General features: G+C 66.3%; 16 protein-coding genes. 4 read left to right on the top strand and 12 right to left on the bottom strand.

Annotated elements, in window-relative coordinates; genetic code table 11:
• Position 1 precedes the first annotated feature (1 nt).
• A complete protein-coding gene (locus A5658_RS15280; RefSeq protein ID WP_231997334.1) occupies positions 2–1,234 on the bottom strand; it encodes a WS/DGAT domain-containing protein in 1,233 nt (410 codons plus the stop codon).
• A 92-nt stretch (positions 1,235–1,326) separates the two neighbouring features.
• Between A5658_RS15280 and A5658_RS15275 the strand changes: the two genes are divergently transcribed.
• Positions 1,327–2,688, top strand: coding sequence for an HNH endonuclease signature motif containing protein (locus tag A5658_RS15275; RefSeq protein WP_067336631.1), 1,362 nt, complete (start codon positions 1,327–1,329; stop codon positions 2,686–2,688).
• Here A5658_RS15275 and A5658_RS15270 read toward each other — a convergent pair.
• The 4 genes from A5658_RS15270 to A5658_RS15255 all read right to left on the bottom strand — a co-directional run bounded on the left by A5658_RS15270 (position 2,685) and on the right by A5658_RS15255 (position 4,965).
• A complete protein-coding gene (locus A5658_RS15270) occupies positions 2,685–3,035 on the bottom strand; it encodes a DUF732 domain-containing protein (protein ID WP_067336536.1) in 351 nt (116 codons plus the stop codon). The two genes, A5658_RS15275 and A5658_RS15270, sit on opposite strands and share 4 nt — an antisense overlap.
• A 45-nt stretch (positions 3,036–3,080) precedes the next feature.
• Complete coding sequence (locus A5658_RS15265) at positions 3,081–3,980, bottom strand: alpha/beta fold hydrolase (protein ID WP_067336533.1); 900 nt, start codon at positions 3,978–3,980, stop codon at positions 3,081–3,083.
• Positions 3,981–4,239: 259 nt separating this feature from the next.
• Positions 4,240–4,458, bottom strand: coding sequence for a hypothetical protein (locus A5658_RS15260; protein WP_067336529.1), 219 nt, complete (start codon positions 4,456–4,458; stop codon positions 4,240–4,242).
• Between the two features lie 30 nt (positions 4,459–4,488).
• The gene (locus A5658_RS15255; protein ID WP_067336524.1) at positions 4,489–4,965 is read right to left on the bottom strand and encodes a VOC family protein; all 477 of its coding nucleotides are present in this window, start codon (positions 4,963–4,965) and stop codon (positions 4,489–4,491) included.
• 105 nt (positions 4,966–5,070) lie between these two features.
• Between A5658_RS15255 and A5658_RS15250 the strand changes: the two genes are divergently transcribed.
• Entirely contained in the window at positions 5,071–5,934 is an 864-nt protein-coding gene (locus A5658_RS15250) for an alpha/beta fold hydrolase (protein ID WP_067336521.1), read from the top strand.
• A gap of 17 nt (positions 5,935–5,951) precedes the next feature.
• Here the strand turns inward: A5658_RS15250 and gnd are convergent, their stop codons facing one another.
• Together gnd and A5658_RS15240 are read right to left on the bottom strand one after the other, a co-directional pair.
• Positions 5,952–6,980: a phosphogluconate dehydrogenase (NAD(+)-dependent, decarboxylating) gene (gene gnd, locus A5658_RS15245; RefSeq protein ID WP_067336518.1), complete on the bottom strand. Its 1,029-nt coding sequence runs from the start codon at positions 6,978–6,980 to the stop codon at positions 5,952–5,954.
• A 16-nt stretch (positions 6,981–6,996) separates the two neighbouring features.
• Complete coding sequence (locus tag A5658_RS15240) at positions 6,997–8,394, bottom strand: glucose-6-phosphate dehydrogenase (protein ID WP_067336514.1); 1,398 nt, start codon at positions 8,392–8,394, stop codon at positions 6,997–6,999.
• 250 nt (positions 8,395–8,644) lie between these two features.
• Between A5658_RS15240 and A5658_RS15235 the strand changes: the two genes are divergently transcribed.
• The gene (locus A5658_RS15235; protein WP_067336510.1) at positions 8,645–9,463 is read left to right on the top strand and encodes an adenylate/guanylate cyclase domain-containing protein; all 819 of its coding nucleotides are present in this window, start codon (positions 8,645–8,647) and stop codon (positions 9,461–9,463) included.
• Here the strand turns inward: A5658_RS15235 and A5658_RS28470 are convergent.
• A complete protein-coding gene (locus A5658_RS28470; RefSeq protein ID WP_197503136.1) occupies positions 9,460–9,618 on the bottom strand; it encodes a hypothetical protein in 159 nt (52 codons plus the stop codon). The two genes, A5658_RS15235 and A5658_RS28470, sit on opposite strands and share 4 nt — an antisense overlap.
• 74 nt (positions 9,619–9,692) lie before the next feature.
• Between A5658_RS28470 and A5658_RS15230 the strand changes: the two genes are divergently transcribed.
• Entirely contained in the window at positions 9,693–10,373 is a 681-nt protein-coding gene (locus tag A5658_RS15230) for a guanylate cyclase (RefSeq protein WP_067336628.1), read from the top strand.
• 15 nt (positions 10,374–10,388) lie between these two features.
• Here the strand turns inward: A5658_RS15230 and A5658_RS15225 are convergent, their stop codons facing one another.
• Genes A5658_RS15225 through A5658_RS15210 form a run of 4 tightly spaced genes read right to left on the bottom strand, consistent with a single transcriptional unit; the run spans position 10,389 to position 12,108 of the window.
• Positions 10,389–10,787 (bottom strand): VOC family protein, encoded by a 399-nt coding sequence (locus A5658_RS15225; RefSeq protein WP_067336507.1) that lies wholly within the window; start codon positions 10,785–10,787, stop codon positions 10,389–10,391.
• Between the two features lie 43 nt (positions 10,788–10,830).
• The gene (locus A5658_RS15220; RefSeq protein WP_369830529.1) at positions 10,831–11,169 is read right to left on the bottom strand and encodes a hypothetical protein; all 339 of its coding nucleotides are present in this window, start codon (positions 11,167–11,169) and stop codon (positions 10,831–10,833) included.
• A gap of 37 nt (positions 11,170–11,206) precedes the next feature.
• Entirely contained in the window at positions 11,207–11,722 is a 516-nt protein-coding gene (locus A5658_RS15215) for a restriction endonuclease (protein WP_067336503.1), read from the bottom strand.
• A 47-nt stretch (positions 11,723–11,769) separates the two neighbouring features.
• Entirely contained in the window at positions 11,770–12,108 is a 339-nt protein-coding gene (locus A5658_RS15210) for a hypothetical protein (RefSeq protein WP_067336500.1), read from the bottom strand.
• Between the last annotated feature and the right edge of the window lies 1 nt (position 12,109).

Genomic DNA, 12,109 nt, shown 5'->3' with positions numbered 1-12,109 from the left:
GTTACAGTTCGGCGTCCAGTCGGGCTAGGTACTCGTCGATGTCGGGGACTGCCGACTCGGCAGCGTGCAGGCTGACGGTCACGGTGTCGCCGATGCCCCAAACACCGTGGACGAGGCTCATCGCCGGCGAGAGTTCGGGGTACACGGCGGTCAACAGCACCGGTGCGTCACCGAATGCGAGATCGGCGGCCCCACGATACAAGCTCGAGATCACCGTGTTTCCGGACACCTGCGACGGCTGGACTTCCGGGTCGAAAAGGCTGATGCCCCAGCGCAACAGCGGAGCAGGCGTCGCGGCGAAGGCACGGTCCGCGGCGCGCACGGCGGGGTGCTCCGAGCGACGGCGGGCATTGGCCAGGTCGGCCGCGATGTGCTGCAGCCGTTCCTGTCGGCTCAGCTCCGGGTACAGCCCGACCGTCGCATTGGCAAAGTGGTTATGGGCATGAGGCACACCGGGTTTGGCCATGGTCACCTCCGCTACGAGGGACTCGTGGTCGAGGTAGCCGGCGAGCGCACCAGACACCGCCGCCAGCGCTGTGACGGTGGCCGTGGGTCCGTCGAGCTGTGCGCGGTGCCGCACCAGTGTCCGCAGGGCGTGTGCGCCCGCCGGACGGGTATTGATGAACACCGTCGGCTGTGGCCCGATCGCGGGCGGCAGCAGACCTTCTCGGGTGTCGCTGACCTGCCGGCGATGAGCGCGCGCGGATTCGATTGCGCGCCAGGGCAAGAAGCCCCGTGACTCACGGTCTATATCAGGCACCGGAGTCTCGCGCCCGAACAGCCACGCCGCCATCGCTATGGCGCGCGGGCCGTCGCACAGCGCGTGCGCGAATTGCATGATCGCAACCGTGGCCGGGCCGGTGCTGCCCGGAACGTCGTGCACCGGCGCGAACAGGTGCATGCGCCACGGGGTCCGGCGCGCATCGACTTGGTCGCCGACCAGTTCGGCGACGGCGCGCAGGCAGCTCCGCCAGCTCCCGTCGTCGAGGTGGTGACGCACGAACCGGTCGGGCTCGACAGTGGTCGGCGCCCAGCGCGGGTAACGCAGGGGCGAGCCGTCTTCGACGCGGATCGTCAACGCATTGCACGCCTGCGCCCTGGCGCAGAGCCTGTCGATCGTGTGCTCGAAATCCGTTGGCTGCCCGTCGAATGCATACAGCATGATCAGGTCACTGGGGACTTTGGCCGACATCCAGTAGAACTGCGCGTCTATCGCAGTCATCCGGCTCGGCATCTCCGCATCCTAGGTATCCACAGTTGGAGGTTTATCCACAGATGCGGTTTTCGTGGGTGCGGGGTGTCGGCGCCGGCGCTTACGATTCGAACATGCGTTCTAGTAGTCGTGAAGAGATCGTCGAGGTGCTCGACGCGCTCGAGGCCGCCTACAAGCGCGCCCTGGATCTGACGTTCGGCGTGCTAACCACGCCCGAGCGGGTGGCGGTGTTGGAACGCTTCGAGGTCTTTCGCCGCCAGCAGCCGGCGATCGAGCACGCGCTGATCAACGAGCTGGTCGGTGAGGAGCCCGCGGTGCTCGGCGGCAAGCTGCCCGCGGTGTTGGCGAACCGGTTGCGGATCAGCCGCGCCGAGGCGTCACGGCGGGTGCACGAGGCGGCGGATCTGGGTGAGCGGCTCGCGTTGAACGGTGAGGTTCTGCCGCCAGCGCTGGAGGCCACCGCGGCCGGGCAGCGCAACGGCGAGCTGGGTGCCGGGCATGTCGCGGTGATCCGGTCGTTTTGGCAACGGGTACCGGATTTCGTCGACATCGAGACCCGCGCCCGGGCCGAGGCGCAACTGGCCCGGTTGGGTCGCGAGCACCGCCCCGACGAGCTGTCCAAGCTAGCCGACAAGCTGATGGACTGCCTCAACCCCGACGGGGATTTCAGCGACGTCGACCGCGCCAAGCGCCGCGGCCTGACGATTGGCCGCCAAGACATCGACGGCATGAGCCCGATCAATGGCTGGCTGACCCCCGAGGCCCGCGCCACCCTCGACGCCGTGTTCGCCAAGCTGGCCGCACCGGGTATGTGCAACCCCGACGACGCCGAGCCCTGCATCAGCGGCACCCCATCGCAGCCGGCCATCCAGGGTGACACCCGCACCGCATCGCAGCGCACCCACGACGCCCTGCTCGCGGCCGGGCGTGCACTGCTCGCCTCAGGCGATCTCGGGCAACACAACGGGCTACCGACATCGATCATCGTCACCACCACGCTGCAGGAGCTAGAGAAAGGCGCCGGGCGTGGCCTGACCGCCGGCGGCACCCTGCTGCCGATGTCCGATGTGATCCGCCTGGCTCAGCACGCACATCACTACCTGGCGATCTTCGACCGCGGCAAAGCGCTGGCGCTGTATCACACCAAACGCCTCGCCTCACCAGCCCAGCGAATCATGTTGCACGCCAGGGACCGTGGCTGTTCACACCCCGGCTGCACGGTGCCCGGCTACCTGTGCGAAGTCCACCACTGCACGCCCTATTGCACCCACCCCGTCACCGGCATCGACAACCTCACCTTGGTCTGCGGGCCCCACCACAAGCTGACCGACAACGGCTGGACCACCCGCAAAAGCAGCCGCTACCAAACCCAATGGATCCCACCACCCCACCTCGACCACGGCCGACCCCGCATCAACACCTACCACCACCCCGAAAAACTCCTCCAGGACGACGACGACGACGACGGGCTCTAGCTATGCGCGCCAGGGCAATACACGCTGATGGCGTCCAGCAAGAACGGTCGCACCTGCGGACCCGTCAGGCCCTGATTTTCCAGCTTGGCTGCCAGCTGCAACATCGCGCTGCTGAACGGGCTTGGCATCGCGCCGAAGTGGAGCGTGAATATCCCTGAGCGAGAAAGGTTGTCGTCGTCACACCGTTCATGCGCGAGAGCGATCAACTGCTCCGGCGGACCGGCAGTGATGCCGTCCCTCGACAGCAACTGCAGGAACTCGTCGTCCTGCGGCTCTGCGTGGGCAACGGCTACGGTCATCAGCGTCGCGGTTGCGGCGACGAGCCAGGCGGATGAGTTGACGACCATGGCTAAGCGTGGCACCGATCACGGCGGGGCGCGACTCGGAGGCCGCTATTTCCCCGAGCCGATGAAGCCGAGCACCAGGTCGGCAACCTTGTCCGGCTGGTCGAGTTGGAGAAAGTGCCCCGCGTTGTCGACGACGATCACGTCGCTGTCCGCCGGCAGCGCGTCGGGAATCCAGCGGGTGAAAGCCGCTGTCATGCAACCGTCGTCGCGTCCGTGGAGGTAGAGGCTCGGCAGCTTCGGCGGCGATGTCCAATGAGCATGCAGTTCGCGGTACTGCGCCGGCGGGCGGGTGTTGCGGATCGCCGCGCGGTAGGGCCCGAGCGCGGCTCGCCACCCCTCCGGCGTCCCGATCGCGGCGTCGACGTGGCGCAGGTCGGCTTTGGCGTCGTAACCCGGCGACCAGGTTTTCCACAATCGCGGTAGCACCCAGGAGGCGGAACGCTCTGGCAGCCAAGGTAATTGGAAGTACATGACGTACCAGCTGCGCAGCAGCTGCGGCGGGATCTGGGCCAGCAGCCGGCCGGCGTTGGGGACTCGGCCGCGGAAGGCGGCCGCCGGCGGGACCGACATGGTCACCGCCTTGGCGAAGGGGGTGTCCGGAATCGCGGCCAGACCATTGGCGGCCATCGCGCCCCAGTCGTGGCCGATCACCACGTCGCGCTCGGTGCCGCCAATGGCGGCGCGGATCTGCAGCGCGTCGTCCATCAGCGCACCGATGTGATAGCTGCCGTCCGACGGAATCGACGACGGGGCGTAGCCGCGCATGAACGGCGCCACCACCTGCCAGCCGGATTCGGCCAGCCGCGGCGCGACCTTACGCCAGCTATACGCGGTGTCGGGAAAACCATGCAGGCACAGCGCAATTGGCCCGTCGGGCGGTCCCCATGCGAGGGCCTTCAACTCCACGGCCGGGGCCTTGACATCGATCCAGCGCTGTTTGGTCATCACCTGAATCCTTAACGTGGGCGGTTAGTCGTGGTCGAATTCGCACCGTGGCGGTTGCGACGACGCGTTGCTGCTTTGTCTGCGGAATGAACTCCCGCTGCGTTCGCGTCGTGTAGCTGGTGAGGAAGTTGCCGGTCAGCTTCTCGCGGGCGGCCGCGACGTCGTGGTCGATGGTGTCGTAGCGGAACGTCAGGAGCGCGCAGCAGAACGAAAGTGGCCAGCAGCCCGTAAACCACCACCCGCGACCAGTTGACCGATTTCATGACACGAACGCCACGTTAGGAACCTTGGCCCCGTCGCCGGCCTTCTGCACGGTGATGCGCATTCTGAACAACTGGGGCGCTTGCCCAGCCGGATCGGCGGATTTGACCGTCACCGGTGAGGGGATCAGAGCGGTGACGAGCGCGATCCGCACCACCTGCGCGGGGCGCTGGGTCGGCACCACGTACACGATGTCGGCGTCGTCATCGTCGGGCACAATTCCCAACGTACGTGGTCATCCGATGGCTTAGACCGAAGCCGCGGCTTTCTCGAGGTCCGCGATGACGATCTTGTGCATGCCGAGCATCGCCTGGGTGGCGGAGCCGGCGACGGCCGGATCCGGGTCGCCGATCAGGTCATAGAGTCGCTGCGGAACGACCTGCCAACTCAGACCGAACTTGTCCTTGCACCAGCCACACTGCGATTCCTGACCGCCATCGGCGATCAGCCGATCCCAGTAGTAGTCGACCTCGTCCTGGTCCTTGCAGGTGATCGTGAACGACACGGCCTCGCTGAAGTGGAAGTGCGGACCGCCGTTGATCCCGATGAACCGCTGGCCGTCGAGAACGAACGAGCCGGACAGCACCGAGCCGGGCTCGCCGGGTCCGGCGTCGGTGGTTCGGTTCAGGCTCTCGATATGCGAGTTCGGGAAGATCGCGGTGTAGAACGCTGCCGCCTCTTCGAGGTTCTGGTCGAACCACAGCGAGGGAGTGATCGAGGGCATGCCATCTCCTGATAGTCGGGTGCGAGTGTCTGAAGAGGTAGACCCCGGCGAACGTAAAAACTCATCTGGGTAACGTCAAAGTGCGATCGACCGAGAGGACCGCCCGTGACTGCCGTGCGCAACACGCCCAAGACCGTCGAGTTTTCCGGGATTCAGGGGCTCACCCTGGTTGCGGACGAGTGGGGTCGCGGCAGCGAGGTGTCAGCCGATAAGCCGAGCGTCCTGATGCTGCACGGCGGTGGCCAAAACCGGTTCTCCTGGAAGAACACCGGCCAGGTGCTGGCCGACCACGGCTTTCATGTCGTCGCGCTGGACAGCCGCGGGCACGGCGACAGCGATCGGTCGCCCGATGCCGACTACGACATCGAGACGTTGAGCGGCGACGTCATGCACGTCCTCGACGCCATCGGCCGGCCGGTGATCCTGATCGGGGCCAGCATGGGCGGGCTGACCGGCATCCTCGTCGCCGACCGGGCCGGACCGGAGCGAATCACCCGGCTGATCCTGGTCGACGTCGTCCCGCGGTTCGAAAAGAACGGCAGCGCGCGCATTCGCGAATTCATGTTCAGCGGACTGCACGGGTTCGCCAACCTGGAGGAGGCCGCCGACGCCGTCGCCGCCTACCTGCCGCACCGGACCCGGCCGCGCAGCCCGGAAGGACTGAAGAAGAACCTCCGACTGCGCGACGGCCGCTGGCACTGGCATTGGGATCCCGCCTTCATGACCAAACCGGGCGACGACCCGGAGCTGCGCACCGAGAACTTCGAGCGGGCCGCGGCCGACCTGACGATCCCGGTGCTGTTAATCCGCGGCAAACTCTCGGATGTGGTCAGCCCCGAAGGTGTGAAGCACTTCCTCGACACCGTGCCCAACGCGGAGTTCGTCGAGTTGGCCGACGCCGGCCACACGGCCGCCGGTGACGACAACGACGCCTTCAGCGATGTGGTGGTGACGTTCGCGACGCGCTAGCCGATGGCGGCGACCCGCTAGCCGCCGACGCCGGGTTTCTCCGCGTGCCCGCCGAACTGCTTGCGCATCGCCGACAGCGCCTTGTTGGCGAAGTCGTCGAGGCTGCGCGAGGCGAACCGAGACTGCAGCGCAGTGGTCAACACCGGCGCGGGCACGCCCTCGTCGATCGCCGCGATCGCCGTCCAGCGTCCCTCGCCCGAGTCGGAGACCCGGCCGGAGAACTCGTGCAGATCAGGTGATTCGTGTAGGGCGATCGCGGTGAGGTCCAGCAGCCAGGATCCGACGACGCTGCCGCGCCGCCATAACTCGGCGACGTCTTCGATGTCGAATTCGTATTGGTAGCAATGCGGATCCGACAGCGGCGCGGTTTCGGCATCGCCTTCCTGGATGCGCTTGCCGACGTCGGCGTTGCGCAAGATGTTCAGCCCCTCGGCGATCGAGGCCATCATCCCGTACTCGATACCGTTGTGCACCATCTTGACGAAGTGGCCGGCGCCGGACGGGCCGCAGTGCAGATAACCCTTCTCGGGCTGGGCGACCTCACCGTCGCGGCCCGGCGTGCGCGGTGCGGCGTCGACTCCCGGGGCGATGACCGCGAACAGCGGCTCGGCGTGTTCGAAGGCGTAGTCGTCGCCGCCGATCATCAGACAGTAACCACGCTCGCGGCCCCACACCCCGCCGCTGGTACCGCAGTCGATCAGGTGAATTCCCTTCTCGGACAGCAGCTTTGCATGCTTGAGGTCGTCGCGGTAGTAGGAGTTTCCGCCGTCGATGACGATGTCGCCCTTGTCCAATGTGGTGGACAGCTCCTCGATCACCGAGGAGGTGATCGTGCCGGCGGGCACCATCACCCACACCACGCGCGGCGCGGACATCTTCTCGGCCAGCTCTTTGAGTGAGAAGACGCCGGTGGTGTTCTTCTCGCCGGCCATCGCCTTGACCGCGTCGTCGCTGTGGTCGTAGACGACGACTTCGTGTCCGTGGTCGGCCACGCGGCGAGCGATGTTGGCGCCCATTCGGCCCAAGCCGATCATCCCTAGCTGCATGCTCTGTTCTCCTTGGTTAGTGGTTATTGGCTAGCCACGGCTGTTGCCAGCCGCGATGTCCTCGCAGCAACTCGCGTGCCGCATCCGGCCCCCACGAGCCGGGCTCGTAACGGTGGACCTTGCCGGGGTGATCGAGCAGCGGCTGGACGATCCGCCAGGTCTCCTCGATGCCGTCTTCGCGGGCGAACAGCTGATGGTCGCCCGTCAGCGCGCCGTGCAGCAGCCGTTCGTACGGCAACAGTGGTTCGCCGAGGTCAGCCATGAATGACGAGTCGAGGTGAAGGTCGCGCCACCGGTCGCCGTCGAGCGCGGTCAGCTGCAGGCGCAGGCCGGGGTCTGGGTCGATGCGCAGCACGATCTGGTTGGGCTCGGCCCGCCGCCGATCCGGCAAGAACGACAGCGACGGCACCCGATGCGTGAACAGCCGCACCTCGGTGATCCGTTCGGTCAGCGCCTTGCCCGCCCGCAGGAAAATCGGCACCCCGGCCCATCGCCAGTTGTCGATCTCCACCCGCAGCGCGACGAACGTCTCAGTCTCCGAATCCTTTGCGACTCCGTCGATGTCGGTATAGCCGCGGTACTGGCCGCGCACGCTGCGCTCCGGGTCGATCGCCGGTATCGCCCGTAGGACATCTGCCTTCTTGTCGTTGAGGTCGTCCGCGCTCGGCCCGACGGGCGGTTCCATCGCCACCCCGGCGAGCACCTGCAGCAGGTGGTTCTGCACGACGTCGCGCAGGGCGCCGACCCCGTCGTAAAAGCTGCCCCGGTCTTCGACGCCGAAGTTCTCGGCCATCGTGATCTGGATTTCGGAAATGCTCGTGCGATTCCACAGTTCGGTCAGGGCCATGTTGCCGAAGCGCAGATACTCCAGTTCGACGACCGGTTCCTTGCCCAGGAAATGGTCCACCCGGAAGATCTGGTCCTCGTCCAGCACGGCACGTAGTCGCTCGTTGAGCTCGAGCGCGGACTTCAGGTCGTGGCCGAACGGCTTTTCCACCGCGACCCGCGACCCGGTCAGCAGCTCGGCCTCGGCCAAGTGCTCGACGATCGGCGCGAACAGCGACGGCGGCATCTCGAGGTAGAACAGGCAGTGCTGCTTCGAGCCGATCTGCCTTTTCACCGCGTCATAGAGCTTGGAATCGGTGACATCGCCGTGCACGTAGGACAGCCGCTTGGCGAATCGGTCGAACACCGTGCTGTCGATCTTTTCGCCGGCGCCCTCGACGGCCTTGCGGGCCCGCTTGACCAACTCGTCGACGCTGATGTCGTCGCTGGCGACGCCGAGGATCGGACAGTCCAGCAGCCCCCGATGTTCCAGCCGGTAGAGAGCCTGGAACGTCATCTTGCGGGCCAGATCGCCGGTGATTCCGAATATCACCAGCAGGTCCGAGGCGTGAGCGCCGGATTCGACCAATCGGGACCTCCACACTTTGCCTAAGTCGACCCGCCGCGGCCAGGTTCAACCCTAAACGTGGGCGTACGGCCCGACAACCGGAGATCAGCTTGCGTAACCGTTTAGTTAGCCTGCCAAACGCGTGCGCGGCAGAGTTTTCGAAATGGACACGCGCGGTTGACCTTTCGCTTCGCTGCCGGCTATCGGCGAAAGCGACAATCCGCGGCGAATTGGGCACTGTCGCTGCGGAAGTCGCGACGGATCAGGGAAGATGCGAGACATGCCTGCCCACATCATGATCGCGGTCTACGTTCTGGCCGGGCTGGTCGTGGCCGAAGCGGTGGCAATCGGCGTGCTCTGGCGGCTCTGGACCAACAGTAAGGCGGTGGCCGAGGAACTGCAGCGGCAACCCGATCTGCTCAGTTTCGGGTCGAAAGCCGTCAAGACGGTATGGCAGACCGCGAACCTGGTGCGCAAGGAAGGTCTCGGCGCCGCGGTGCGCAGCTCGATCGAAGACCTCGCCGACTGGGCCGAAGTGGAGCGGCCGGATCTGGCCCGGGTCACGCGCGACGGCAAGGTGGCAATTCTGTTCTCCGACATCGAAGAGTCGACGGCGCTCAACGAACGGGTCGGCGACCGGGCCTGGGTGCGGTTGATCGGCGAACACGACAAACAGGTTCGCAAGCTGGTCAACGCCCACTCGGGGCACGTGGTCAAAAGCCAGGGCGACGGCTTCATGATCGCGTTCGCACACGCCGAAGACGCGGTGCGCTGTGGCATCGAAATGCAAGACGCGCTACACCGGGATGCACAACGGCTCCGTGCATTACCTCGCGGGCGCAACGGGATTCGGGTACGCATCGGGATACACGCGGGCCGGTCGGTTCGGCGCGGCGACGACCTCTTCGGCCGCAACGTCGCAATGGCCGCGCGGGTGGCAGCCGAAGCCTGTGGGGGCGAGGTCCTGGTGAGCGACACCGTGCGCAAGGCGCTCAGCGACTGCGCGGATCTGGAATTCGACGGCGGCCGGGAAGCGGAGTTGAAGGGCTTCGCGGGCAAGCACCGGTTATACGCGGTCGCGCCGGCTTAGTCGTCACCCGCTTCGGCCAGGCGCTGCTGGAGTCGGTCGCGGATCTCGTTGGGCGTGTAAGCCCGTCGGCGCCGTTGGTCGCGAACCACCAGCACGCCACCGGCTGCCACCCCGACAACCCCGGCCAATCCCAGCAACTTCCAGACGGTGCGCATCGGCTCAGGTTATTCGCGAGTGCATCGCAGCGGGGACGCTATGTGCATATGGTTCGGGAGTGGATACGCACACCGTGAGCGTGAGCCAAGCCCTGGAGCACACCAGAACCGGCGATATCTGGTTGTTCCGCGGGCATTCCGGACCTGACCGCGCAATCCAGACCATGTCGAACAGCCCGGTCAACCATGTCGGCATGACGGTCGCGATCGAGGATCTGCCTCCGTTGATGTGGCATGCCGAGCTCGGCGACAAGCTGACCGACGTCTGGACCGGCACCAACCATCGCGGTGTGCAGCTCAACGAGGCCCGGGAAGCGATCGAGCGTTGGCTGACGCGTTACGGACAGCGCTGCTGGTTCCGGCAGATGACGCCCGACATCGACCGCGATCAGGAGAACCGGCTGCTGCGGGTCATCGCGCGGATGGACGGCACACCGTTCCCGTCCACCAGCCGACTGACGCTGCGGTGGCTGCGCGGACAGCTTCCGACCAGGTATGACTGGGTGCGCGGACTCCCGTGGATCGATGCCCGCGTTCGCGAATCGACCCGCCGGCGACGGGCCGAGCAACGCAAGGGACGCTTCGAATCCGCCTACTGCGCAGAGACGGTGGCCGTCACCTACGAGGAGATGGGGCTGATCGAAACCGAGAAGCGGTCGAATTGGTTTGATCCTGGCCGGTTTTGGAGTGGGGACGATCTACCGTTGATTGCGCCGTATCGTCTCGGCAGCGAAATCTCAGTCGTGGCGGACTGACCGCCCACGCCGCGATCACACCCAAAACTTGGCGCGCGCCTCGTCGGTGACCGGTGTGAACAGGTTGACGAGGTTGCCGTCCGGATCGCGGAATAGCAGCGCTCGGTTGCCCCACGGCATCGTCGTCGGCGCCGTCACGACCTCGCCGGTGTGCGGGCGCAGCCGCTCGTACTCGGCGTCCACGTCGTCGACGAGGAATTCGACGATCGCGGTCCGGTTGGCTGCCGGTTCGGCGGAGCCGGCTCCGAACAGTGGCACGGTCTTGTCGCTGCCGATCGCCAAAGTCCCTACGGGCGTGGGGATTTCAGCGAACAGCTCGTTGCCCCATACCGCAGCGGTCTCGGTCACCTTCTCGTAGAAGTCGACGAGCCGCTTGACGTCGGCGGTGATGATCCTGGTCGAAACGAATTTCATGGGGGCGATAGTAGGTAAGGCCCCCGACAAGAATACAAGACGCTCAGAGCGGCATCCAGATGTTGTTGTTCCAGAATCCCCAGGCGCGGGCGGTCATGTTCCACATCACCTGTGCACCCGGAGCCCACGGCGGGGGCGGCGGCTGCGGCGGCGCCCAGACCGGCGGCACACCCCACGGGCCGTTGCCCATTGCACCGCCCTGACCCGCCGCCCGCTGCCAGTCGTGGCACTGATTCCAGTCCCAGTCGTAGATGGCGCCCCAGGACGCATCCCACGGCTGGCCCGGACACCAGTGGAAGGCCGGCATCGGCGCCGCGTGGGCGGTTCCGGTGACGGACAGGGCCAGCACGAACATCCACGCCGCTCGCTTCATCGTCGCCATCTTCCAGAGTGTGCCCTAGCCGCTCACCAGGCAACCACTAAACCGCCCGCCGCGCGGGCGGCGGCACCCACGCCTGCAACGCGCGACGACCGATCAACTGGCAGTTGTGGGTGAACGCCAGCTTCTTGGCCGCGTCGGTGAACTCCTGATTGCTGATCACGATGCTCTTCGCACAGTCGTGGTGGCGCGGACCGGCGACCACCTGTTGGACGGCAGCGACGCCGACGGGTTTGCCGAGCCGCTTGCATTGCACGGCCACCGACTTGTCGTCGCGCCGGGCGATCAGGTCGACGCCGTAGTCGCCGCTGGCCGGCGTGAAGGTGACGTGCCAGCCGGCCCGCTCGAGGCGCGCGGCGACGTAGTGCTCGAAGTCCGCTCCGGTCATGGCGTCGATCGCCGCCATATCGTCGTCGGGCCGCCGACGTTCGGCCGCGAGCAACAGGGCGAGGAGCAATCCGACCGCTGCCCCCGCCAGGCCCACCTTGACGCTGTGTCCGACGAGGCCCGCGAAGACCCCGAAGTAGATCGGGAGGAACAGGTAGGTGATCTTCATCGTGCGTCGATGGTAAAGGCGATCACCGACATTCGTTGTCGCGCTTGCTACGTCGCCGTGTCGTCGTCGTCCGACGTTGTGATACGTCGGCGGGTTTCGGCTACCGCACGCCGCACTTCGGCGTTTTCTCGCCTGGCAGTCGCTTCTCGGCGCTCGTCGTGGTCCGCGGCCCGGTGCAACCTGTCGCGCTCACGCTGCTCTGCGGTGCCTTCACGTTCGTCAGCGCGCCGCTCTCGGGCGTCGGCCGCCTGCTCGCGTTCGTCGGCGATGAGGTCCCGTTCGTCGGCGACACGGTCGCGCTCGTCGGCGTCACGCTCGCGTCTTGACACTTCGCTCTCGCGCAGCGCCAACGCCTCTTCGCGCTGTTCATGAGTGCCGCGGGCCATG

It is taken from the genome of Mycobacterium sp. 1245111.1, assembly GCF_001673405.1.
Taxonomy (GTDB): Bacteria; Actinomycetota; Actinomycetes; order Mycobacteriales; family Mycobacteriaceae; genus Mycobacterium.
Note: the sequence above shows the minus strand (reverse complement) of the source record. Positions and strands in the feature narration are given on the sequence as shown.

Excerpts from the sequence above, each read along its gene's own strand:
- A5658_RS15220 (WP_369830529.1), bottom strand. The coding sequence starts at position 11,169 with ATGGCGACGATGAAGCGAGCGGCGTGGATGTTCGTGCTGGCCCTGTCC.
- A5658_RS15280 (WP_231997334.1), bottom strand. The coding sequence starts at position 1,234 with ATGCCGAGCCGGATGACTGCGATAGACGCGCAGTTCTACTGGATGTCG.
- A5658_RS15235 (WP_067336510.1), top strand. The coding sequence starts at position 8,645 with ATGCGAGACATGCCTGCCCACATCATGATCGCGGTCTACGTTCTGGCC.
- A5658_RS15265 (WP_067336533.1), bottom strand. The coding sequence starts at position 3,980 with ATGACCAAACAGCGCTGGATCGATGTCAAGGCCCCGGCCGTGGAGTTG.
- A5658_RS15215 (WP_067336503.1), bottom strand. The coding sequence starts at position 11,722 with ATGAAGATCACCTACCTGTTCCTCCCGATCTACTTCGGGGTCTTCGCG.
- A5658_RS28470 (WP_197503136.1), bottom strand. The coding sequence starts at position 9,618 with ATGCGCACCGTCTGGAAGTTGCTGGGATTGGCCGGGGTTGTCGGGGTG.
- A5658_RS15275 (WP_067336631.1), top strand. The coding sequence starts at position 1,327 with ATGCGTTCTAGTAGTCGTGAAGAGATCGTCGAGGTGCTCGACGCGCTC.
- A5658_RS15225 (WP_067336507.1), bottom strand. The coding sequence starts at position 10,787 with ATGAAATTCGTTTCGACCAGGATCATCACCGCCGACGTCAAGCGGCTC.
- A5658_RS15270 (WP_067336536.1), bottom strand. The coding sequence starts at position 3,035 with ATGGTCGTCAACTCATCCGCCTGGCTCGTCGCCGCAACCGCGACGCTG.
- A5658_RS15255 (WP_067336524.1), bottom strand. The coding sequence starts at position 4,965 with ATGCCCTCGATCACTCCCTCGCTGTGGTTCGACCAGAACCTCGAAGAG.
- gnd (WP_067336518.1), bottom strand. The coding sequence starts at position 6,980 with ATGCAGCTAGGGATGATCGGCTTGGGCCGAATGGGCGCCAACATCGCT.
- A5658_RS15210 (WP_067336500.1), bottom strand. The coding sequence starts at position 12,108 with ATGGCCCGCGGCACTCATGAACAGCGCGAAGAGGCGTTGGCGCTGCGC.